This is a genomic window from Streptomyces sp. NPDC006602 (assembly GCF_042870385.1).
Classification (GTDB): domain Bacteria; phylum Actinomycetota; class Actinomycetes; order Streptomycetales; family Streptomycetaceae; genus Streptomyces.
In genome coordinates, this window is sequence record NZ_JBIAHG010000015.1 from 86,133 (window position 1) to 105,592 (window position 19,460).

The 19,460-nt window shown below is 70.9% G+C and carries 19 protein-coding genes; 7 read left to right on the plus strand and 12 right to left on the minus strand.

What is annotated here, in order from left to right; translation table 11 throughout:
* The first annotated feature begins 33 nt into the window (after positions 1-33).
* Positions 34-567, plus strand: coding sequence for a GNAT family N-acetyltransferase (locus ACFYO2_RS30905; protein ID WP_388355566.1), 534 nt, complete (start codon positions 34-36; stop codon positions 565-567).
* Between the two features lie 164 nt (positions 568-731).
* Positions 732-1,085, plus strand: coding sequence for a PASTA domain-containing protein (locus tag ACFYO2_RS30910; protein ID WP_388355568.1), 354 nt, complete (start codon positions 732-734; stop codon positions 1,083-1,085).
* On the opposite strand, the gene ACFYO2_RS30915 is transcribed toward ACFYO2_RS30910, so the two are convergent.
* From ACFYO2_RS30915 to ACFYO2_RS30930, 4 genes are read right to left on the minus strand one after another with little or no spacing between them, the layout of a single operon-like run.
* On the minus strand, positions 1,072-1,767 hold the full coding sequence (locus ACFYO2_RS30915) for a demethylmenaquinone methyltransferase (protein ID WP_388355570.1): 696 nt from the start codon (positions 1,765-1,767) through the stop codon (positions 1,072-1,074). The two genes, ACFYO2_RS30910 and ACFYO2_RS30915, sit on opposite strands and share 14 nt — an antisense overlap.
* 35 nt (positions 1,768-1,802) lie before the next feature.
* On the minus strand, positions 1,803-2,921 hold the full coding sequence (locus ACFYO2_RS30920; RefSeq protein WP_388355571.1) for an acyltransferase: 1,119 nt from the start codon (positions 2,919-2,921) through the stop codon (positions 1,803-1,805).
* Positions 2,921-5,284 (minus strand): bifunctional polysaccharide deacetylase/glycosyltransferase family 2 protein, encoded by a 2,364-nt coding sequence (locus ACFYO2_RS30925; RefSeq protein WP_388355573.1) that lies wholly within the window; start codon positions 5,282-5,284, stop codon positions 2,921-2,923. The genes ACFYO2_RS30920 and ACFYO2_RS30925 overlap by 1 nt, the downstream gene beginning before the upstream one ends.
* Positions 5,281-5,679, minus strand: coding sequence for a hypothetical protein (locus ACFYO2_RS30930; RefSeq protein WP_388355575.1), 399 nt, complete (start codon positions 5,677-5,679; stop codon positions 5,281-5,283). Before ACFYO2_RS30930 ends, ACFYO2_RS30925 begins: the two co-directional genes overlap by 4 nt.
* Before the next feature lie 307 nt (positions 5,680-5,986).
* Here ACFYO2_RS30930 and ACFYO2_RS30935 point away from each other — a divergent pair, with 307 nt between their 5' ends.
* Positions 5,987-7,027, plus strand: a complete 1,041-nt coding sequence (locus ACFYO2_RS30935) for a chitinase (protein ID WP_388355577.1) — start codon at positions 5,987-5,989, stop codon at positions 7,025-7,027.
* Between the two features lie 36 nt (positions 7,028-7,063).
* Here the strand turns inward: ACFYO2_RS30935 and ACFYO2_RS30940 are convergent, their stop codons facing one another.
* The 5 genes from ACFYO2_RS30940 to ACFYO2_RS30960 all read right to left on the minus strand — a co-directional run bounded on the left by ACFYO2_RS30940 (position 7,064) and on the right by ACFYO2_RS30960 (position 12,452).
* Positions 7,064-7,741 carry a hypothetical protein gene (locus ACFYO2_RS30940; protein WP_388355579.1) on the minus strand — a complete coding sequence of 226 codons (678 nt, stop codon included), beginning with the start codon at positions 7,739-7,741 and terminating at the stop codon, positions 7,064-7,066.
* 7 nt (positions 7,742-7,748) lie between these two features.
* Positions 7,749-8,948 carry a cyclic dehypoxanthinyl futalosine synthase gene (gene mqnC, locus ACFYO2_RS30945; RefSeq protein ID WP_388355581.1) on the minus strand — a complete coding sequence of 400 codons (1,200 nt, stop codon included), beginning with the start codon at positions 8,946-8,948 and terminating at the stop codon, positions 7,749-7,751.
* 74 nt (positions 8,949-9,022) lie between these two features.
* Positions 9,023-9,832 (minus strand): prepilin peptidase, encoded by an 810-nt coding sequence (locus tag ACFYO2_RS30950; RefSeq protein WP_388355583.1) that lies wholly within the window; start codon positions 9,830-9,832, stop codon positions 9,023-9,025.
* Positions 9,829-11,538 carry a serine/threonine-protein kinase gene (locus ACFYO2_RS30955; protein ID WP_388355585.1) on the minus strand — a complete coding sequence of 570 codons (1,710 nt, stop codon included), beginning with the start codon at positions 11,536-11,538 and terminating at the stop codon, positions 9,829-9,831. The genes ACFYO2_RS30950 and ACFYO2_RS30955 overlap by 4 nt, the downstream gene beginning before the upstream one ends.
* Positions 11,539-11,603: 65 nt before the next feature.
* A complete protein-coding gene (locus ACFYO2_RS30960; RefSeq protein WP_388355587.1) occupies positions 11,604-12,452 on the minus strand; it encodes a menaquinone biosynthetic enzyme MqnA/MqnD family protein in 849 nt (282 codons plus the stop codon).
* A gap of 344 nt (positions 12,453-12,796) precedes the next feature.
* Between ACFYO2_RS30960 and ACFYO2_RS30965 the strand changes: the two genes are divergently transcribed.
* A complete protein-coding gene (locus ACFYO2_RS30965; RefSeq protein ID WP_003992177.1) occupies positions 12,797-13,000 on the plus strand; it encodes a cold-shock protein in 204 nt (67 codons plus the stop codon).
* A 102-nt stretch (positions 13,001-13,102) separates the two neighbouring features.
* Here ACFYO2_RS30965 and ACFYO2_RS30970 read toward each other — a convergent pair whose 3' ends face one another.
* Positions 13,103-13,672, minus strand: a complete 570-nt coding sequence (locus ACFYO2_RS30970; protein ID WP_388355589.1) for a helix-turn-helix domain-containing protein — start codon at positions 13,670-13,672, stop codon at positions 13,103-13,105.
* 68 nt (positions 13,673-13,740) lie between these two features.
* On the opposite strand from ACFYO2_RS30970, the gene ACFYO2_RS30975 reads away from it, so the two are divergent.
* The 3 genes from ACFYO2_RS30975 to ACFYO2_RS30985 are packed head-to-tail and all read left to right on the plus strand — an operon-like array spanning position 13,741 to position 15,457.
* A complete protein-coding gene (locus tag ACFYO2_RS30975) occupies positions 13,741-14,433 on the plus strand; it encodes an AzlC family ABC transporter permease (RefSeq protein ID WP_388355591.1) in 693 nt (230 codons plus the stop codon).
* Positions 14,430-14,744: an AzlD domain-containing protein gene (locus ACFYO2_RS30980; RefSeq protein WP_388355593.1), complete on the plus strand. Its 315-nt coding sequence runs from the start codon at positions 14,430-14,432 to the stop codon at positions 14,742-14,744. Before ACFYO2_RS30975 ends, ACFYO2_RS30980 begins: the two co-directional genes overlap by 4 nt.
* A gap of 53 nt (positions 14,745-14,797) precedes the next feature.
* Positions 14,798-15,457 (plus strand): class I SAM-dependent methyltransferase, encoded by a 660-nt coding sequence (locus ACFYO2_RS30985; protein ID WP_388355595.1) that lies wholly within the window; start codon positions 14,798-14,800, stop codon positions 15,455-15,457.
* Between the two features lie 9 nt (positions 15,458-15,466).
* Here the strand turns inward: ACFYO2_RS30985 and kstD are convergent, their stop codons facing one another.
* Together kstD and ACFYO2_RS30995 are read right to left on the minus strand one after the other, a co-directional pair.
* Positions 15,467-17,287, minus strand: a complete 1,821-nt coding sequence (gene kstD / locus ACFYO2_RS30990) for a 3-oxosteroid 1-dehydrogenase (protein WP_388355597.1) — start codon at positions 17,285-17,287, stop codon at positions 15,467-15,469.
* Positions 17,288-17,412: 125 nt separating this feature from the next.
* Positions 17,413-19,329, minus strand: a complete 1,917-nt coding sequence (locus tag ACFYO2_RS30995; RefSeq protein WP_388355599.1) for an AMP-dependent synthetase/ligase — start codon at positions 19,327-19,329, stop codon at positions 17,413-17,415.
* Between the last annotated feature and the right edge of the window lie 131 nt (positions 19,330-19,460).

Here is a 19,460-nt window from a genome sequence, read left to right on the forward strand (position 1 = left end):
GGGCACTGGACATGGGCAGTCTATTCAGCAGAATTGATCACCCGGCTGAAGGGCTGCCCTGTGAACCGAGCTCTCCCCGTAGTACGGCTGCGTGTGCCCACCGACGAGGACGCCGTGGCCTGGCACCGGACCTTCGCCCACCCGGACGTCATGGAGTTCCACGGCGGCAAGGCCGCGGAGCTGTCCGTCTACGAGGAGCTCACCGCCCGCCAGCGCCGGCACGACGCCGAGCGCGGGTACTGCCTGTGGACCATGACCGACGAGTTCGGGCAGGTCATCGGCTTCACCGGCGCCCAGCCGTGGGAGCACAGCTGGGGACCGACGGGTGAGATCGAGATCGGCTGGCGGCTCGGGCGCGAGCGATGGGGCCTGGGATACGCCACCGCGGCCGCGCGGATGACGCTGGAACGGTTGCGTGCGGCGGGCGTGCCGAGCGTGGTCGCCATGGTCGACGCCCGCAACACCCGGTCCGTCGCGGTCACCCGGCGGCTGGGCATGCGCCTCGCAGAGGTGTTCCGGACGCCGGCGCCGGAGCGGGAGGGGCACTGCTACCGGCTCGATCTGTAGCGGCCGCGACCAGCCGGAGCAACCGCGACCAGCCGGACCGGCCGGAAGCACCAGAAGCAGCCGGTAGTTACTGATAGTAATCGACTGTCACAGAACGACACTTGGCGCTTCCGGGCGACGTGCGACCGGGGTTACCCTGCCAGTACCGCTGGGGGGTGACATCTGTGCGCATAACACCCAAATCGCCCGAGGTGCGCGTACCGAGGTTGGTGGGCCTGATGGCCGTGGACGCGCGCGAGGCGGCCGAGGCATCGAACGTGCTGCTCGCCGCCCCGGACCGACCCGACTTCCGTCGCACGGTCGTGGAGTACGTCGTACGGCAGTACCCACCACCCGGAGTCGAAGTGCCGCGCGGGGCCGTGGTGACCGTGTGGTTCGAGTTCGGCGAGGGTGAGGGCGGCGGAGGTGCGGGCGTACATGAGCCGCGCCTACCGCGTCCGGGTGGCGGCGGCATGCAGCGCGAGCTCGACGAGCCGTGCGCCCCCTACTACGCCGTGGCCGGGTTCAACTCACCTTGAAGCCCCGGTGCAGCGCCACGATTCCCCCCGTGAGGTTCCGCCAGGCCACCTTCGACCAGCCGGCCTTCTGGAGGCGCTCGGCCAGCGCGGGCTGGTCGGGCCAGGCGCGGATGGACTCGGCGAGGTAGACGTACGCGTCTGGGTTGGACGACACCGCGCGCGCGACCGGCGGCAGGGCGCGCATCAGGTACTCGGTGTAGACGGTGCGGAAGGGCGCCCAGGTCGGGTGCGAGAACTCGCAGATCACGACCCGGCCGCCGGGCTTGGTCACCCGGTACATCTCACGCAGGGCCGTGTCGGTGTCCTGCACGTTGCGCAGCCCGAAGGAGATGGTGACGGCGTCGAAGGTGTCGTCCTTGAAGGGCAGCTTCGTGGCGTCGCCCGCGGTGAACGGCAGCCAGGTGTGTTTGCGCTTGCCGACCTGGAGCATGCCGAGGGAGAAGTCGCAGGGGACGACGTAGGCGCCGGTGCGGGCGAAGGGCAGCGAGGAGGTGGCCGTACCGGCGGCCAGGTCCAGGACCTTCTGCGCGGGGCGGGCGTCGACGGCCTTGGCGACCTCCTTGCGCCACACCCGGTCCTGGCCGAGCGAGAGCACGTCGTTCGTCAGGTCGTACCGTTCCGCGACGTCGTCGAACATCGAGGCGACTTCGTGCGGCTGCTTGTTCAGGGAAGCGCGGGTCACGGGGCCATTGTTGCAGTACGTCCCCTCGCGCCCGCTCATGGGAGTAGGCGCGGCTTCTTCTTCGCGGCCACGTCCTCCACCCATCCGCACGCCAGGATGAACCCCGCGATCAGGACCCAGCCGACGCCGAACATGAACCACTGGCTCTCCAGCGGCAGATACCTCTCGAAGGCCGGCACCTTCCAGAACTGGTCGACCAGCGGGACGGCCAGGATCAGCGCGATCTCGTGCCAGAGGTAGATCGTGACCGCGCGCGCGTTGAAGACCGTCACGATCCTGTCCAGCCGCCGCAAGCGGGTGAGCCCGGCGAAGTCGATCCGGAAACGGGCCTTGGCCCACATCAACAGCATCACGAAGCCGGCCGACCAGAAGGCCTGCGCGAGCGGGATCTCGTCCAGGTCGTAGGTGCCGAAGTCGGCCTGGTGGGAGAAGGCGTACCAGCCGCCGTAGCCCATCGCGGCGAGCGAGAGCACGACCACCACGGCCGACGGCATCCGTTGCAGCACGCCCTCGCGGTGGGCGAAGCCGAGGATCCAGCAGAAGAGGTACGTCGACAGGTCCCACAGCGCGCTGCCGAGCCGGTTGTCCGGGCCCGACCGGACGAAGGTCAGGACGAGGATCGGGAAGAGGGACAGCAGGAGCACCGGCACGGGGGCGAGCCGGAAGACCTTCAGCAGGAGCGGGGAGAGCAGGACGAACCAGAGATACGTCCGCAGGTACCAGAGGATCTCCCAGGCCTGTACGCCCCACTCGTTGCCCGGCGGGTCGCCGAGCGGGACGATCCAGTAGACGATCTGCCAACCCGGCATCCAGTCGTGGACCAGCATCGCGACGACCACGAAGAAGCCCCAGAACCAGAACGGAGGCAGGAGGCGACGCAGCCGGCTCTTCACCACCTGGTACGCCGGGCGTTCCAGGGACTTCGCCATCAGCGTGCCGGCCAGGCCGAACATGATCCCCATGGAGGGGAAGACCAGGCCGGCCCAGGCCCAGCCGAAGGTGTGATAGGCGACGACGCGGATCAGGGCGAGGGCCCGGAGGGTGTCGAAGTAGCGGTCGCGCTGTGGTGCCGCGGGGTCGGACCGCTCGGCGTCCCTGGAGACCGTTACCGGCGCTGCGGGCTGCTGAATCGCGCCCTTGCTGTGCGCCCCCATCAGCCCGCCCCCGCCGGCGTCCCGACCTCGCCCGTCCGCTTGAGCTTCTGCCACCTCAGGCGGCCACCCGTCAGGGCTGTGATGCACGAGTGGATCAGGACGAGGTACATCATCTGGCGGTAGGCCAGTTGCTGGAGCGGCATCATCAGCAGGTAGCGGTACTTCTCACGGTCGAGGCGGAAGGCGTACGCCGCGCAGAACAGTTGGACGCCGAGGACCGCGAGCCAGGCCAGCAGCGCCGCCTGAAAGTCGACGAAGATCATCGAGTAGACGGTGAACACGTCGATGAGCGGGGCGAAGACCGGCGTGACGATCTGGAAGATCACCACCAGCGGCATGCCGACGCGGCCGAAGCGGCCCGAAGGGCCCTTGTCCGTGAGGGACTTGCGGTGCTTCCAGAGCGCCTGCATCGTGCCGTAGGACCAGCGGTAGCGCTGCGACCACAGCTGCTTGAGAGAGCCCGGCGCCTCGGTCCAGGCACGCGCGTGCTCCTGGTAGACGACCCGCCAGCCCTCGCGGTGCATGGCGATGGTGATGTCGGTGTCCTCGGCGAGGGTGTCCTCGCTCATGCCGCCGACCTGCAGGACCGCCTCGCGGCGGAACGCGCCGATCGCACCGGGGATGGTCGGCATGCAGCGCAGCAGGTCGTACATGCGGCGGTCGAGGTTGAAGCCCATCACGTACTCGATGTGCTGCCAGGCGCCGATGACCGTGTCGCGGTTGCCGACCTTGGCGTTGCCGGCGACCGCGCCCACCTCGGGGTCGGCGAACGGCTGCACGAGCCGGCGTACGGTGTCCGCCTCGAAGACCGTGTCGCCGTCCATCATCACGACGATGTCGTGACTGGCGCTGCGCACACCGTTGTTGAGGGCGGCCGGTTTCCCCGCGTTCTCCTGGCGGATGACCCGGACGTTCGACATGCCGAGCGAGTCGGCGGCACTGCGCGCGATCTCGCAGGTGCCGTCCGTCGAGCCGTCGTCCACGACGATGACCTCGATCGGATGGGTGCTGCGCGCCAGCGACTTGAGGGTGTTGGCGATGCACTCCTTCTCGTTGTACGCCGGGACGATCACGCTCACCGGCCGGGTGACCGGCGGCCCCCAGCTGAACCGGCGTTTGTTGCGCCGTCTGTAGTGGCTGCGGGCGAGGATCAGCATCATGCCGAACCGGCCGATGACCGCGACGCCCACGACGACCAGTCCGACGGACAGCGTCGGTACGGTCCACTCGGCGACGGCGACGGCCACCAGGAGGGCCTTGCCCTCGTAGAGAGTCGCCCCGGTGGCCTCGCGGTGCGCGGCCTGGAGACGGTCCGCGGCCGAACGCCGGGCCCCTGCCGGCCCCTCCGTCTGCGCCTCCCCCTGCCCGTTCGGCACGCCACCCGGCTGCTCGGAACCGGCCGCCCCTGACGCCCCGGACGCGTCCGAAGCCCCCGCGGCCCCGGCCGCCCCGGCCGCCCCGGCCGCCTGTGCGGCGCCCCCGTTCTGCTGCTCCATGACACCGCTGATGGTGGTGAAGGTGTACCCCTTCGCCTGCATCTTCTCGATGTACGTCGGCAGCGCCTTGATCGTCTGCTCGCGCTCGCCTCCCGCGTCGTGCATCAGCACCGACGCCCCGTCGTTCCCCGACGGCGTGGCCCACTTGACGATGTTGGAGACGCCCGGCTTCTTCCAGTCGTCGCTGTCGGTGTCGACGAAGACGCTGGTGTAGCCGTCCGCGCCGAGCTCCTTGTAGACGGGCCAGCTGTAGTTGTCGATGGCGTCCGTCTCCGAGGAGTACGGCGCCCTGAACAGCGTGGTCGTGATGCCGGCCGCGCCCGCGAGCGCCAGCTGCGTCTGCGTCATCTCGCGACGGATGCGGGCGTCGCTCTGGTAGGAGAGGTCGACGTGGGTGAAGGTGTGGATGCCCACCTCGTTGCCCTGCTCGACCATGTCCCGCACGATGCCCGGGTAACGGGAGACCATCGAGCCGACCACGAAGAACGTGGCGGGGACGTCGTACTTCTCCAGGATGTCCAGGACCCGGGGCGTGTACGTCGGGTTCGGGCCGTCGTCGAAGGTGAGCGCGATCGTCTTGTCCGGCACGGACAGCGTGGTGGCCTGTCCGCCCCGGAAGCTGACGATCGGCCCGCCGTCGAGGATTTTGTCTGGCACCTTGCTGGCGCTGGCCCCGTCGCGCACGCGCTGGTCGCCGCCGACCTCGGCGCGCAGATAGCCGTCGAGCAGCATGATGCTGGTCAGTGCGAGCAGGAGCAGCAGGGCGAGGATGGCCCGCGGTTTCTGCAGCGCCGCGGCCTTGCCCGCCGCCCGTTCGATCCGGGTGGGGGCGCGCCGGCGGCGGCGCGGGGGCACGTTCGTGTTCATGACGCCGCCGAGGGGGTGGAGGTGACCGAGGGCAGCACCGACGGGGCACCGCTGGGCCGGACGCCCGGGTTGCCGATGCCGCCCTGCGGCCGGTAGCCGGCGGGGCCCGTGCCACCCGGCCCGCCCCCGCTCCCGCTCCCGCTCCCACCGCCGAACGGCACCAGCGAGGACGGGTTGATCGAGGTGCCGATGCCCATGAAGGCCATGCCCAGCACGACCGCGTACCCGAGGCAGACGACACCGACCAGGAGGCCGATCCGGCGCAGCGCCTTGGAGCGGCGTCCGGAGTTGTCGACGAACACCGGACCCTCGGCGGACCCGTTGCCGCGTTTGCGGCGGCGACCGCGCACGACTGCTGCGGCGGCGCGGTTTTCGATGGCAGGCTCGGAATGCATTCCCCGGATATTAGGGACCCTTTATGTGGCCTAAACTCAGGCTTGCATGTGAGAGAACCATGAGAAACCCGGAAACCTGTCCTTTCCCTGAGAGATTCCCGGAAACCCTGCGCAACTCCGGACAGCGAGAAAGGGGTCGAATGCCCGAATTACATGCCCGGAGAGCACCTTTTGACCGCTTGTGCCCATGAAGCGCCTGTGCGGTCGTTGTCCGCCCGAAGCTCAGCTCCGTGTGAGACATTTCCACTTCGGAAACGCGCCTTGTTTCCGGCCTGAGACAGAAGTCACGAGAGCGGGAGCACACTCGATGCGGAGTTTACTGAAGCCGGCGGCCGGGCTCACCTGCCTGTTTGCCCTGGCCACCGCGGGGTGCTCCGCGGGATCCGACGACACCGCGGACGCGGCGCCCGACGCGCCGCAGCGGTCGAGCGCCTCCCCCACCGCGTCCCCCGCCGAGGAGGCCGGGCCGACCACTTCGTACGCCCCCTACGTGAGCGCCACGACCGCGTCCGACAACGACTCGGCCGCCTCCCCGACGACGTACAACCTCGCCTTCGTGATCTCCGACGGCAGCGGCTGCACGCCGAAGTGGAACGGGACGCACGCCATCGGCGACTCCGCGGTGAAGTCCCGGATATCGCGGCTCAAGGAGGACGGCGCCACGGTCCGCGTCTCCTTCGGCGGCGCCTCCGGCGAGGAGTTGGCGGCGGCCTGCGACAGCGCGGCCGAGCTGGCCGAGGCGTACGGCAAGGCGCTGGACGCGGCCGGCTCCGCCCAGGCCGACTTCGACATCGAGGGCGACGAACTCACCGACTCCGACTCGGTCGCCCTGCGCTCGGAGGCGATCGCTGCGCTGCAGGAGGAGCGCACCGGCCTCGAGGTCTCCTTCACGCTCCCGGTCATGCCGTCCGGCCTCGACGCCGCCGGCCTCGCTCTTCTGGAGTCGGCCAACGAGCACGACGTACAGGTGTCCACCGTCAACCTCATGACGATGAATTACGGCGAGTCGTACGACGGCGACATGGGCGACTACGCGCTGACTTCGGCGAGGGCCGCTCATGGCCAGCTCAAGGACGTCTTCGGTCTCGCGGACGCGGCCGCCTGGCGGGGGATGGCCCTGACCTCGATGATCGGCGTCAATGACGTGGACAACGAGACGTTCACGCTCTCGGACGCGGCCCAGGTGCGGTCGTTCGCGGAGGAGAAGGGGATCGCGTGGGTGTCGATGTGGTCGACCGAGCGCGACCAGCAGTGCGAGGAGGGCAGCTCGGGGCAGGACGACGCGGCGACCGACTGCAGTGGGGTGGAGCAGAGTTCGGGTGCGTTCGCGAAGGCGTTCGCGGGCTGAGCCCGCCGAAACGCAGCCGCCTACGGGGGCTGTCGGCTACCGGCGCCGGTACACCAGGCGCCCCTTGACGACCGTCGCCACACAGCTCACAGCTCCGCGCAGCTCGAGAGCGGCCTCGTCGGGGACGTCGAACACGGCGAACGTGGCGTCCACGCCGCGCACTCCGTCCGGCGGAAGCGGCAGCAGGATCGCCTCCGCCAGGCTCCCCCCGGCCGACCGGACCGACCCGGCCGGCCCGGCCAACGGGTCGAGCGTCGGCGGGCCCGGGGGATCCTCGAACCGCTCCTCCGCCGTCAGCCCCGCCCGGTACACGGCGTCGACAGCGGCGGGCCGCCGCAGGTGCCCCGCCACGGCGACGGTCCCGTGGGCGAGCATCCGCTGCACTCCCCGCCGCGCGCTCGCACCCCACCGCGCGTCGGTCATGGTGAGCGCCGCGAGGGCCGCGCCGGTGAGCGGCTCGGTGCCCAGTTCGTCGGCCTCGCGCGGATCCGGATGGTAGGTCCGCTCCAGGAGTTCGGGCCCATGGACGTTCACCAGACCGGGCGTGAGTAGCCCCGGCCAGCGCCGCACGCGAGCGGTCGGATGCGCGGCGACCAGCTCCTCGTACGGCCCGACGGCCGCGATCTCCCGCCCGTCGACGAGCACCGCCCCACCGGGCACGGGCGGCCGCCGATCTCCCGTGATCAGGAGGTCGGCGGCGTGAATCGTCAGCACGGCGAGGTCAGTTGGAGGCGAGCAGCTTCAGCTCCGGATGAGCCGTGCCGCCCGCGATCGCCGTGGACGAGATGTGGGACATCACGCGCTCGTCGACGGGGTCGTTCGCCGGGTCGTCGTGCACGACGAGGTGCTCGTACGTCGTCGCCCGCTGGGCCGGGACGCGTCCCGCCTTGCGGATGAGGTCGATGATCTCCATCCGGTTGGAGCGGTGCTTGGCACCGGCGGAGGAGACGACGTTCTCCTCCAGCATGATCGAGCCGAGGTCGTCCGCGCCGTAGTGCAGCGACAGTTGGCCGACCTCCTTGCCGGTGGTCAGCCAAGAGCCCTGGATGTGGGCGATGTTGTCCATGAACAGCCGCGCGATGGCGATCATCCGCAGGTACTCGAAGAGCGTGGCCTGCGTACGGCCCTTCAGGTGGTTGTTCTCGGGCTGGTAGGTGTACGGGATGAAGGCGCGGAAGCCGCCCGTCCGGTCCTGTACGTCACGGATCATCCGCAGATGCTCGATGCGCTCGGCGTTGGTCTCGCCGGTCCCCATGAGCATGGTGGAGGTGGACTCGACACCCAGCCGGTGCGCGGTCTCCATGATCTCCAGCCAGCGCTCGCCGGACTCCTTCAGCGGCGCGATGGCCTTGCGCGGACGCTCGGGCAGCAGCTCGGCACCGGCACCGGCGAAGGAGTCGAGACCGGCCGCGTGGATGCGCTGGATCGCCTCCTCGACCGACACCTTCGAGATCCGGGCCATGTGCTCGACCTCGGACGCGCCCAGTGAGTGGATCACCAGCTGCGGGAAGGCCCGCTTGATGGCGGAGAAGTGCTTCTCGTAGTACTCGACGCCGTAGTCCGGGTGGTGACCGCCCTGGAACATGATCTGCGTCCCGCCGAGTTCGACGGTCTCGGCGCACCGGCGCAGGATGTCGTCGAGATCCCGGGTCCAGCCCTTGGCGGTGTCCTTGGGTGCGGCGTAGAAGGCGCAGAACTTGCACGCCGTGACGCACACGTTCGTGTAGTTGATGTTGCGCTCGATGATGTACGTCGCGATGTGCTCGGTCCCCGCGTACCTGCGGCGCCGTACGGCGTCGGCGGCGGCGCCCAGCGCGTGCAGCGGGGCGTCGCGGTAGAGGAGGAGCGCCTCCTCGGGAGTGATGCGCCCACCTTCGGCGGCACGGTCGAGGACGGACTGAAGGTCGGCCTTCTCGGTCACCGGGGGCGTCCCTTTCGTCAAGGGGTGAGGACACGTCCGAACCAGCCTACGCCAGGCCATTTCCCCGACGGACTTCAGGCCGCGTACGCGCCGATCAGCAGCCCGAGGTACGCCCCCGCGATCAGGAACGGCCCGAAGGGGATCGTCGTCCGGCGCCCGGCCCGCCGCGCCAAGACGAGCGCACCGCCGTACAACGCCCCCAGCAGGAACCCCGCGAAGGTACCGAGCAGCACGGCCCCCCAGCCGTACCACCCGAGCACGGCCCCCGTCCCGAGCGCCAGTTTCACATCGCCGAAGCCCATGCCCCCGGGGTTGACCAGCCACAGCACGAAGTACCCGGCGCCCAGCGCGAGGGCGCCCAGCGCGGCGGTCGGCCAGCTCCCCACATGCTCGGGCACCAGCGCGACCAGCCCCAGCAGCACCAGCGAGAGGGCGGCGAGCGGCAGCGTCAGCACGTCCGGCAGCCGCTTCACCCGGAAGTCCACGACGGCCAGCAACACCCCAACGGGCGCGAGCAGCAGCCAGACGGCGATCTCGGGCCGGGTGCCGGTGGCGGCGGCGAGGCCGGCACAGAGGAGGGCGGTGGCGAGGGCGAGAACGGGGGTGCGGGGGCCGTACGTACCGTGCGCGGACTTCGTCGTCACGAGGGTCTCGGCCTCCGCCCCCACCGCGACCTCGCTCGCGCACTCCCCGCATCGGGCCCACCCGAGCCACCCACGGACCGGCCCCCGGATCGGATGCCCGCCGGGACACCGCTCCCGCCAGACCTCCTCCGAGGGCACCGAGAACCGGTACGCGAGCCGCGGCACGAGCGCACCCGCCACCGCGCCCCACACCGCGGCGACGGCGATCAGCGGACCGGTCAGGCCGGACACACCGGTCATCCTTGCCCGACCTTCGACAGCCGCGCCCGCGGCCGCCCGGAGTCCTCGCTGTCCGAGTCGTACTGGAGGTCGTCGCCGACCGGCGTGATCCGAACCGTGTGGGCCGCCTGGCTGCACACGCCCCGGTTCGACGCGGCGCCGACGGCGGTCGCCACGACCTGCTTGTTCGTCACCTTCTTCAGGGTCAGTACGTCGTCGCAGACACCGCCGAGCACATCGGTGTGCCGGAGGGTGCCCAACTTCTCGCCCACGTCGGCCCGTTCGACGCTCAGCCGAAAGGTCCCCATGGGGAGCGTGCCGTCGAGGGCGACTGCCTGTCCCTCCCACGTCCCGACGTAACGGGCCGGCACCGCGACCGCGTCGCCACTGGCACTCGGCCTCGGGGAGGAGGCGCTGCTGCCGGAGTCACCGGCGCCGGGACTGCTGTTGTCCGGCAACAGGTCGAACACGAACACCGACCCGACGGTCACCGCAGCCAGCGCCCCCGCGACCGCGAGGGCCACCGTGCAGCTGAGCCGACGCCCTCGGCCGGTGGCGGCGGGGGCCGCCGTGGCGGAGAAGGAGACGGAGAGCTTGCCGGGCCCGCGGTCGGAGGGAGCCGTGTCGTGCGGGTGGGGTTCGTGGCGGTGGGGTTCGCGCGCGTCCCGGGGCTCGGGAACGGACAGGGGCGGCACGGGGACAGGCGCCTCAACCGGAGCGACACCCGGAGCCGAAGCGGGAGCCATGACGGGCGGCGGCCCGAACTCCCCGATGACCGGCGCCGCCTCCGAGGTCCTGCTGAACTCCACCGGCCCGGAGGTCACCTCCTGCGCCGTCTCCAGGTTCAGCAGCCGTACGGCCCCCCGGCTGACCTGCTCCACCAGCGCCCCCGGCAGCCACCCGCCCGCGACCAGCCGCGCCGCTCCCTCGGGAGCCAGCCACCGGGCCACTTCGGCGGGCGTCGGCCGCGCGTCGGGCTCCTTGGACAGGCAGGCTTCCACGAGTGGCCGCAGGTCACCGTCCAGTGACCCGAGTTCGGGCGGCTCATGGACAACCCGGTACAGCAGCGCCGCCGATGAGTCCCCCCGGAAGGGCGCCTCCCCGGTCGCCGCGTAGGTCAGCACCGCGCCGAGGGAGAAGACGTCGGCAGAGCCGGTCGCCCCCTTGCCCAGGATCTGCTCGGGCGACATGTAGCCGGGCGAGCCGATCGAGACTCCGCTGGACGTCAGGGAGGCCGTACCGTCCAGGGCCCGCGCGATACCGAAGTCGATGAGCAGGGGGCCGTCCAGGGTGAGCAGCACGTTGGACGGCTTCACGTCCCGGTGCACGAGCCCGAGTTCGTGCACCGCCGTCAGCGCCTCGGCGAGCCCCGCCCCCAGCGCCCGTACCGAATGCGCGGGCAGCGCACCTGCGTCCGCGACCGCCGCCGACAAGGACGGTCCCGCCGCGTAGGCGGTCGCGACCCAGGGCACGTTCGCCTCCGGGTCCGCGTCCAGGACCGGCGCGGTCCAGGCGCCGCCGACCCGGCGCGCGGCGTCGACCTCGCGGCGGAAGCGGGCACGGAACTCCTCGTCCAGCGCGAAGTGCGGGTGCACGATCTTCACCGCGACCGTGCGGCCGCCGGTGCTGCGGCCGAGGTAGACCCGGCCCATCCCGCCGGAGCCGAGCCGGCCGAGCAGCCGGTAGGGCCCCACGACGGTGGGTTCGTCGACTCCGAGCGGCTGCATGGCGTCACTCCTCCCCCGTGCCACTGCCAAGGCATCAGCAGCGTAGTGCGCCGTACTCCGCGCGGTTACGGCTGGAGCAGATCGACCTTCACATCCGCCGGGAAGCCGGTCGTCGGTCCGACCCGGCGGGCGAACTCGGCGACCGCCGCGAGTTGGGGGCCGCCGAAGCGGAAGTCGAGGGTCGTGAAGTAGCGCTCCAGGACCTGTTCGTCGAAGGCCTCCCAGCGGGCGGCCTGCTCGGCGACCTTGCCGACCTCCTCCAGGGAGAGGTTGCGGGAGGCGAGGAAGGCCTCGTGGACCTTGCGGGTGATGGCCGGCTCGCGCTCCAGGTAGTCGCGGCGGGCCGCCCACACGGCGAACACGAACGGCAGCCCGGTCCACTCCTTCCACAGGGCACCCAGGTCGTGCACCTCGAGCCCGAACTTCGGCCCGTCGAGCAGGTTCGCGCGCAGCGCCGCGTCCCCGATGAGTACGGCGGCCTCGGCCTCCTGCATCATCAGGCTGAGGTCGGGCGGGCAGGTGTAGTAGTCGGGCTGCACGCCGTAGCGGTCGGACAGGAGGAGCTGGGCCAGGCGTACGGACGTGCGCGAGGTCGAGCCGAGTGCGACCCGGGCACCGTCCAGCTCGTCCAGCGGGACCTGCGAGACGATCACGCAGGACATCACCGGCCCGTCGCAGCCGACCGCGATGTCGGGGAAGGCGACCAGGTCGTCCGCGTTCTTGAGGAACTCGACCAGGGTGATGGGCCCGATGTCGAGGCTCCCCTGCACCAGCTGCTCGCTGAGCTTCTCCGGGGTGTCCTTGGTCAGCTCGAAGTCGAGCAGCGTGCCGGTTCTCGCGAGCCCCCAGTACAGGGGCAGGCAGTTGAGGAACTGGATGTGGCCGACGCGCGGCCGGGTGCGAGAAATGTCCACATCGCGAGACTAGACCCCATGGCGTAGCGTGCAGGGCCCAGGGTGCGACTCGGGCGTGACCCATCTGTGGCTCACATGTCACCTTCGCTTCACCTGCCCCCTGTCAACCAGGAAACGCGCCTTTCAAACGTCCGGGTGACGTGATCTTGACCTCTCTTGCATTCGGCTGCCTGCGTGCTAGGCTCACCGCAAGTTGCAGTTTGGTTTCCCTTGCAGTACAGAGCCTGCGGAGCATGTGACCGCGGGCTCTAGTCGTTTTCAGACGTATGCAGTTGTGCGGCATTTTGCTTTCACACTTTGCAGGGTTCTGGAGCAGGGCAACCCTTTGGGCCCAAGGAGGGCTTATGGCTACCGGAACCGTGAAGTGGTTCAACGCCGAAAAGGGCTTTGGCTTCATCGCCCAAGAAGGCGGCGGCCCCGACGTCTTCGTCCACTACTCCGCGATCAACGCGAGCGGCTTCCGCTCGCTGGAGGAGAACCAGCAGGTTTCCTTCGACGTGACCCAGGGCCCGAAGGGCCCGCAGGCGGAGAACGTCACCCCTGTCTGAGTTCATGAGCCCAAAGCTCTGATCCGGAATCGACAGCAGTACCCAAGGAGCCCCGTGCCGCAAGGCAACGGGGCTCCTGCCTTTCGCTCGGCGCCCCGGCCCTCACACGTGCTGCATGACCAGCACGAACGTCGTCCCGGCCGCAAACGCCTCGTACGAGTGCGGCACATCACCGCGGTACGCCATGTAGTCCCCCGGCCCCAGCTCCACCTCCTCGCCCCGCGGCCCCGCCTTCACCCGCCCCGTGCTGACGACCAGATGCTCCACCGTGCCCGGAATGTGCGGCTCCGACGCGCGCGCCGCCCCCGGCTCCGCCCGCAGGTGGTAGATGTCCCGCCGCGCCCCGGGCGGACTGGCGGACAGCAGCGTGGCCACGAAGTTCGCCTGCTCGGACGCGACCGCGGGCCCCTCTCCCGCCCGGATCACCTGAACGGAAGAGGCCGGCGGCTCCACCAGCGCACTGAACGGCACCCCCAGCGCCACCCCCAGTGCCCACAGCGTCTCCACGCTCGGATTCCCGCTCCCCGCCTCCAGTTGCGACAGGGTCGACTTCGCGATCCCGGCCCGCTTGGCCAGCTCGGACAACGACAGGCCGGCACGGGTGCGTTCGCGGCGCAGGGAGGCGGCGATCCAGTCGAGGGGGAGGCGGGACGGGGGCAGGGCGTCGGTCACGTTGTTCGCTCCATCGGTACGCTCGTTCGCCTTGACGAACAGACTCTCTCCTGTTCATTGTAGAGAACATGCGTACGGCAGAGCGAACACCGCGTTTCATGCGCCACCCGGAACTGATCCGCGACGCGTCCCTCATCTGGCTCGCCGGCGGCATCGTCGGCGTCTCCTTCGGCGCGATCGCCGTCACCGGCGGACTCCCGGTCTGGGTGCCGGTGGTGATGTCTGTCGTCGTGTACGCGGGCGCTTCCCAGTTCAGCGCGGTCGGCGTGCTGCTCGCCGGGGGCGGCCCGGTCGCCGCGGCGGCCACCGGTCTCCTCCTCAACACCCGCACGGCCGCCTTCAGCCTCGCCATCGCCGACACCATCGGCCGCGGCCGCCTCGCCCGTCTCTTCGGCGCCCACCTCGTCACCGACGAGACGGCGGCCTTCGCCCTCGCCCAGCCGGACCCGGCCCGGCGCCGGGCCGCCTTCTGGATCTGTGGCGTCGGCCTGTTCGTCGTATGGAACACGGCCGTCCTGGCCGGGGCCCTCGCGGGCAGCGCCCTGGGCGACACGGGCACGTACGGCCTGGACGCCGCCTTCCCCGCCGTACTCCTCGCACTGGTCCTCCCCGCTCTCCGCGAGGATGCGGCCGTACGACGATCCGCGCTGCCCGGCGCGGCACTGGCCCTGGCGGTGACGCCGGCCGTTCCGGCGGGGGTGCCGGTGCTGGTGGCGCTGGCCGGGCTCGCGCTGCACGGCCGTAGGAGCTCCTCGACATGAGTGCCACGGTTGCCATGATCGTCGCACTCGCGGTCGGGACGTACGCCTTCCGACTGGTCGGGCCGCTGCTTCACGGGCGGGTGGAACTCCCGGCACGGGCACAGGAGTTGCTGTCGGCCGGGGCGATCGTGCTGCTGGTGGCCCTGCTGGCCACGGGGGCGCTGACCGAGGGGGGCGGCTTCGCGGGCTGGGCCCGGCCGGCCGGGGTGCTGGTGGGCGGGGTGCTGGCGTGGCGGCGGGCGCCGTTCGCGGTGGTGGTGCTGGGAGCGGCGGGGGTGACGGCGGGGTTGCGGGTGCTGGGGGTGGCCTGATCCGGTTGCCGGGTCGCCATGACTGTCGGTGGCGGCCGCTAGGGTCCCCGCCCATGACCGACACCGACTTTCTGACCACCACCCGCACCTTCTACGACACCGTGGCCGAGGACTACGCCGACCGTTTCCGCGACGCTCTCGCCCCCAGGCCGCTGGACCGGGCCGTGCTCACCGCGTTCGCCGAACTCGTCGGTGACGACCGTGCGGTGGCGGACCTGGGGTGCGGGCCGGGGCGGACGACCGCGTATCTCGCTTCGCTCGGGCTGTCCGTGTTCGGGCTCGACCTGTCCGAGTCGATGCTGGCCATCGCCCGCCGGGAGAACCCCGACCTGCGTTTCGAGCAGGGCTCGATGCTGGAGCTGGGCATTGCCGACGGGGCGCTCGCGGGGGTCGTGTCCTTCTACTCCTCCATCCACACCCCTGTGGACCGGCTGCCCGACCTCTTCACCGAGTTCCACCGCGTCCTGGCCCCTGGTGGCCACCTCCTCGTCGCCTTCCAGGTCGGCGACGAACCCCGGTACCACGACCGGCCGTGGGGCCACCCGGTGTCGCTCGCCTTCCAACGCAGGCGGCCGGAGGCCATCGCCGAGCTGCTGTCGGCGTCCGGCTTCGAGATGGTGGCGCGGACGGTGCGCGAACCGGACACCGGCCTCGGGGAAGACATCCCGCAGGCCTTCCTGATCGCGCGGAAGCCGACGGAGACCGTCGGCTAGGCCCTGTCGTCAAGTGCCCGTCGTCCGCCCGAAGGGCTGGAGCGCGCCCGCCAGGTCCAGCGCCGCGACGTACCCGAAGGTCATCGCCGGGCCGATCGTCGAGCCCGCGCCCGCATAGCTGTGGCCCATCACGGCTGCGCTGGCGTTCCCGGCGGCGTACAGGCCGGGGATGACCGAGCCGTCGGGGCGCAGGACGCGGGCGCGGGCGTCGGTGCGCAGGCCGCCCTTGGTGCCGAGGTCGCCGGGGACGATCCGGAAGGCGTGGTACGGGGGCAGCCACAGGGGCGCGAGGCAGGAGTCGGGGAGGACGGCGGGGTCCGTGTAGTAGTGGTCGTAGGCGCTGTCGCCGCGCCCGAAGTCGGTGTCGTCGCCCTTCAGGGCAAGGGAGTTGAAGCGGTCGACTGTGGCGCGCAGGGCGGCCGCGGGGACGCCGATGGCGGCGGCCAGAGCGTCCAGGGTCCAGGCCTTGTGTGCCGCGCCGGAGGTGTACCAGTCGTCCGGGAACGGGAAGGTCGGCGCCACGTCCTTGAAGAGGTAGCGGTTGCGGTAGTTCTGGTCGGTGATCAGCCAGGCCGGGATGTCGGGATCGGTCGGGTTCCGCTCGTACATGGTGTGGACGACGTCGCTGTAGGGCGCGGCCTCGTTGACGAACCGACGCCCCGCCGCGTTGACCATCAGGCCGCCGGGGAGGGTGCGTTCGGCAAGGCAGAAGTACGGCTGGTCGGGGAGCGGGATGGCCGGCCCCCACCAGGCGTCGTCCATGAGCGCGAGGTCGGCCCCGAGCCGCTGCCCCGCCCGGATTCCGTCCCCGGTGTTCTCCTTCGCGCCGACGGTCCAGTCCGTGCCGATCGGCTGCCGCTGGTACTGCGCCCGCATCGCCGCGTTGTGCTCGAAACCGCCGGAGCCGACGACGACCCCACGCCGGGCGCGCACGAGACCGGGCACTCCGTCCCGCGCGACCACGGCCCCGACGACGGCGCCGCCCTCGACGTGCAGCTCGGTGAGCGGGGTGGAGAGCCACACCGGCACCCCGGCGGCCCGGAGCCCGAGGCGCAGTCCCGCCGCCAGCGACTGCCCCATGGTGAGCGGCTTCTGCCCGAGCGCGGCGGCCTTCGTCCCCCGGGCCAGGCACTCGGCGGCGACGGCGACACCCTTCGCGCTCACCGCGGTCAGGGCGAGCCACTTGTAGTCGGCGCTGAAGACCACCATTCCGGCGGGGACTTCGAGATACGGCGGGTTGAGGCGGGCGAGTTCGGCGCCGAGGAGGTTGCCGTCGAGCTGGTCGGGCTCGATGGAGCGGCCGTTCGGGAGGCCGCCGGCGAGCTCGGGGTAGTAGTCGCTGTATCCCTCCATCCAGCGGAAGCGCAGCGGACTGTTGGCCATGACGAAGGAGATCATGGCGGGCCCGTGGGCGAGGAAGGCACGCTGCCGGTCGGCGGGGACGTCCGTGCCCACCACGGCGGCGAGGTAGGCGGCGGCCTTGGCGGGAGTATCGGGAACGCCTGCGGCCAGGATCACCGGATTGTTGGGGATCCAGATCCCGGCACCGGAACGAGCGGCCGACCCGCCGAAGGTGCCCGCCTTCTCTACGACGACACAGCTCAGCCCCTGCCGGGCGGCGGTCAGCGCGGCGGTCATGCCGGCCGCGCCCGAGCCGATGACGACGACGTCGTACGTCCCGAGGACAGGCAGGTCGGCCGCACGGGCGCCTTGCTGCACCCCGGCCGCGACCGCGAGGCCCGCACCGGCGGCGCCTGCCAGGAGGTGTCTTCGGGAAGGGCGTCCAGGAAGCCTGTCGCCTGTTCTCGCAGAGCCCACGCTCGTGGTCATGGCCGCTCCAGCCCGCCGGGGAATGAAAGGGGTGAGGGGACGGGAATGTCGCGCGGGGGTCTTGGGAAGTCAAGGGTCGTGCACTGGGCACAACATGCTCGATTGAACCGGAAGGTCGCCGACCGTCACCGCTCGTAGAGCCCCTCCACATCCTGCGCGAAGTCCTTCATGACCGCGTCCCGGCGCAGCTTCATCGACGGGGTCAGGTGGCCGGCCTGCTCCGAGAAGTCCACGGGCAGGATCGTGAAGCGGCGGATGGACTCCGGGCGGGAGACCAGCTTGTTGGCCTCGTCGACCGCTCGTTGCAGGACGGCTCTCAACTCGTCGTCGTTCACGAGGAGTTCCGCCGGGACGGGGTGTTTGCCGTTCATCCGGCGCCAGTGGGTGACGCCGTCCATGTCGAGGGTGATGAGGGCGGAGATGTAGGGGCGGGTGTCGCCCACGACCATGCACTGGGAGATCAGGGGGTGGGAGCGGAGCCAGTTCTCGAGGGGCGCCGGGGCCACGTTCTTGCCTCCCGCCGTGATGAGGATTTCCTTCTTTCTGCCCGTGATCGTCAGGTAGCCCTCGTCGTCGAGGCGGCCGATGTCGCCCGTCGGGAACCAGCCGTCGGGGGACGCGGGAATCAGGCCGCTGCCGTGCGGGTCCCAGTAGCCGCGGAAGACCTGGCCGCCGCTGAGGAGGATCTCGCCGTCCGCGGCGATGCGGATCCTGGTGCCGGGGAGGGGCCAGCCGACCGTGCCGAGGCGGGGCTTGAGGGGCGGGGTGACCGTGGCGGCGCCGGTGGACTCCGTGAGGCCGTAGCCCTCGATGATCTCCATGCCGGCGCCCGCGTAGAAGGCGGCGAGGCGGCGGCCGAGGGGGGAGCCGCCGGAGATGATGTGGCGGATGCGGCCGCCCATGGCGTTGCGGATGCGGCGGTAGACGAGGGGGTCGTAGACGGCGTGGGCCGCCTTGAGGGCGGCGCCGGGGCCGGAGCCCGTGCCGGCCTGGCGGGCCTCGACCGCCTCGGCGTAGCGGCAGGCCACGCCGGTCGCGCGGTCGAAGACCTTGACCCGGCCGCCGCTCTCCGCCTTGGCGCGCGCGTTGTTGAAGACCTTCTCCAGCATGTACGGGATGACCAGCAGGAACGTCGGTTTGAAGCTGCCGAGGTCCGCCAGCAGGTCCTCCGCCTGCAGGCTCGGCGCGTGACCGAGGCGGACCCGGGCACGGATGCAGGCGACGGCCACCATGCGGCCGAAGACGTGTGACATGGGGAGGAAGAGGAGGGTGGCGACGTCCTCGGCCGCGGTCTTCGACTTGAAGACGGGGTGCAGGAGTTCGATCGCGTTGTCGACCTCCATGAGGAAGTTGCCGTGGGTGAGCGCACAGCCCTTGGGGCGGCCGGTGGTGCCCGAGGTGTAGACGACGGTGGCGAGCGTGTCGGGGACCAGCACCCCGCGCCGTACGGCGATCTCCTGGTCGGCGACGCCCCGCCCCAGCTCGGCGACGCGCTCCAGGTGGCCCTTCTCGAGGATCCACAGGTGGTGCAGGTCGGGGATCTGGCTGAGTTCCGGGCCCAGCGCCGACGCCTGGGCGACGGTCTCCGTGACCAGGGCCACCGCGCCCGAGTCCTGGAGGATCCACCGGGTCTGGTAGACGGAGGAGGTCGGGTAGATCGGGACGGTGACCAGTCCGGCGGCCCACGCGGCGAAGTCGAGGAGCGTCCACTCGTACGTCGTACGCGCCATGATCGCGACCCGGTCGCCCGGCATCAGCCCTTCCGAGATCATCCCCTTCGCCAGGGCGAGCACCTGCCCGGCGAACTCGGCCGCCGTCACGTCCGCCCAGTCGCCTTCCGGCGTACGGCGGCTGAGCACGCGGTGCTCCGGCGCGGCGTCCGCGTTGTCGAAGGGCAGGTCCGCGAGCGAGCCGTGTGAGAGCGGCGGGACCATCGGCGGTACGGAGACCTCCCGGACCTCTCCGTCCAGCCGCCGGATCTCCGGTTCCACGAGCACGGGCGCGCCGTCGTAGTCGTGACCGGACGTGTAGGAGAGGGACATGGGCAGCTCCAGGGGCGTGCAGCAGCGTTCCGCTCTGCTGCATGTGGTACGCACGGGGCATACCGGGCGTTCACCAGCGGTGCGCGGCTGACGGGTTACCGCGGGTTAAGACGGTGATCGTACGGGGCCCA

What these genes read in the sequence shown, in the direction of transcription:
- ACFYO2_RS30985 (WP_388355595.1), top strand. Translation starts at nt 14,798, where the DNA reads ATGACCGACACCGACTTTCTGACCACCACCCGCACCTTCTACGACACC.
- ACFYO2_RS30995 (WP_388355599.1), bottom strand. Translation starts at nt 19,329, where the DNA reads ATGTCCCTCTCCTACACGTCCGGTCACGACTACGACGGCGCGCCCGTG.
- ACFYO2_RS30920 (WP_388355571.1), bottom strand. Translation starts at nt 2,921, where the DNA reads ATGGGGGCGCACAGCAAGGGCGCGATTCAGCAGCCCGCAGCGCCGGTA.
- ACFYO2_RS30965 (WP_003992177.1), top strand. Translation starts at nt 12,797, where the DNA reads ATGGCTACCGGAACCGTGAAGTGGTTCAACGCCGAAAAGGGCTTTGGC.
- ACFYO2_RS30955 (WP_388355585.1), bottom strand. Translation starts at nt 11,538, where the DNA reads ATGCAGCCGCTCGGAGTCGACGAACCCACCGTCGTGGGGCCCTACCGG.
- ACFYO2_RS30980 (WP_388355593.1), top strand. Translation starts at nt 14,430, where the DNA reads ATGAGTGCCACGGTTGCCATGATCGTCGCACTCGCGGTCGGGACGTAC.
- ACFYO2_RS30930 (WP_388355575.1), bottom strand. Translation starts at nt 5,679, where the DNA reads ATGCATTCCGAGCCTGCCATCGAAAACCGCGCCGCCGCAGCAGTCGTG.
- kstD (WP_388355597.1), bottom strand. Translation starts at nt 17,287, where the DNA reads ATGACCACGAGCGTGGGCTCTGCGAGAACAGGCGACAGGCTTCCTGGA.
- ACFYO2_RS30935 (WP_388355577.1), top strand. Translation starts at nt 5,987, where the DNA reads ATGCGGAGTTTACTGAAGCCGGCGGCCGGGCTCACCTGCCTGTTTGCC.
- ACFYO2_RS30950 (WP_388355583.1), bottom strand. Translation starts at nt 9,832, where the DNA reads ATGACCGGTGTGTCCGGCCTGACCGGTCCGCTGATCGCCGTCGCCGCG.
- ACFYO2_RS30975 (WP_388355591.1), top strand. Translation starts at nt 13,741, where the DNA reads ATGCGTACGGCAGAGCGAACACCGCGTTTCATGCGCCACCCGGAACTG.
- ACFYO2_RS30925 (WP_388355573.1), bottom strand. Translation starts at nt 5,284, where the DNA reads ATGAACACGAACGTGCCCCCGCGCCGCCGCCGGCGCGCCCCCACCCGG.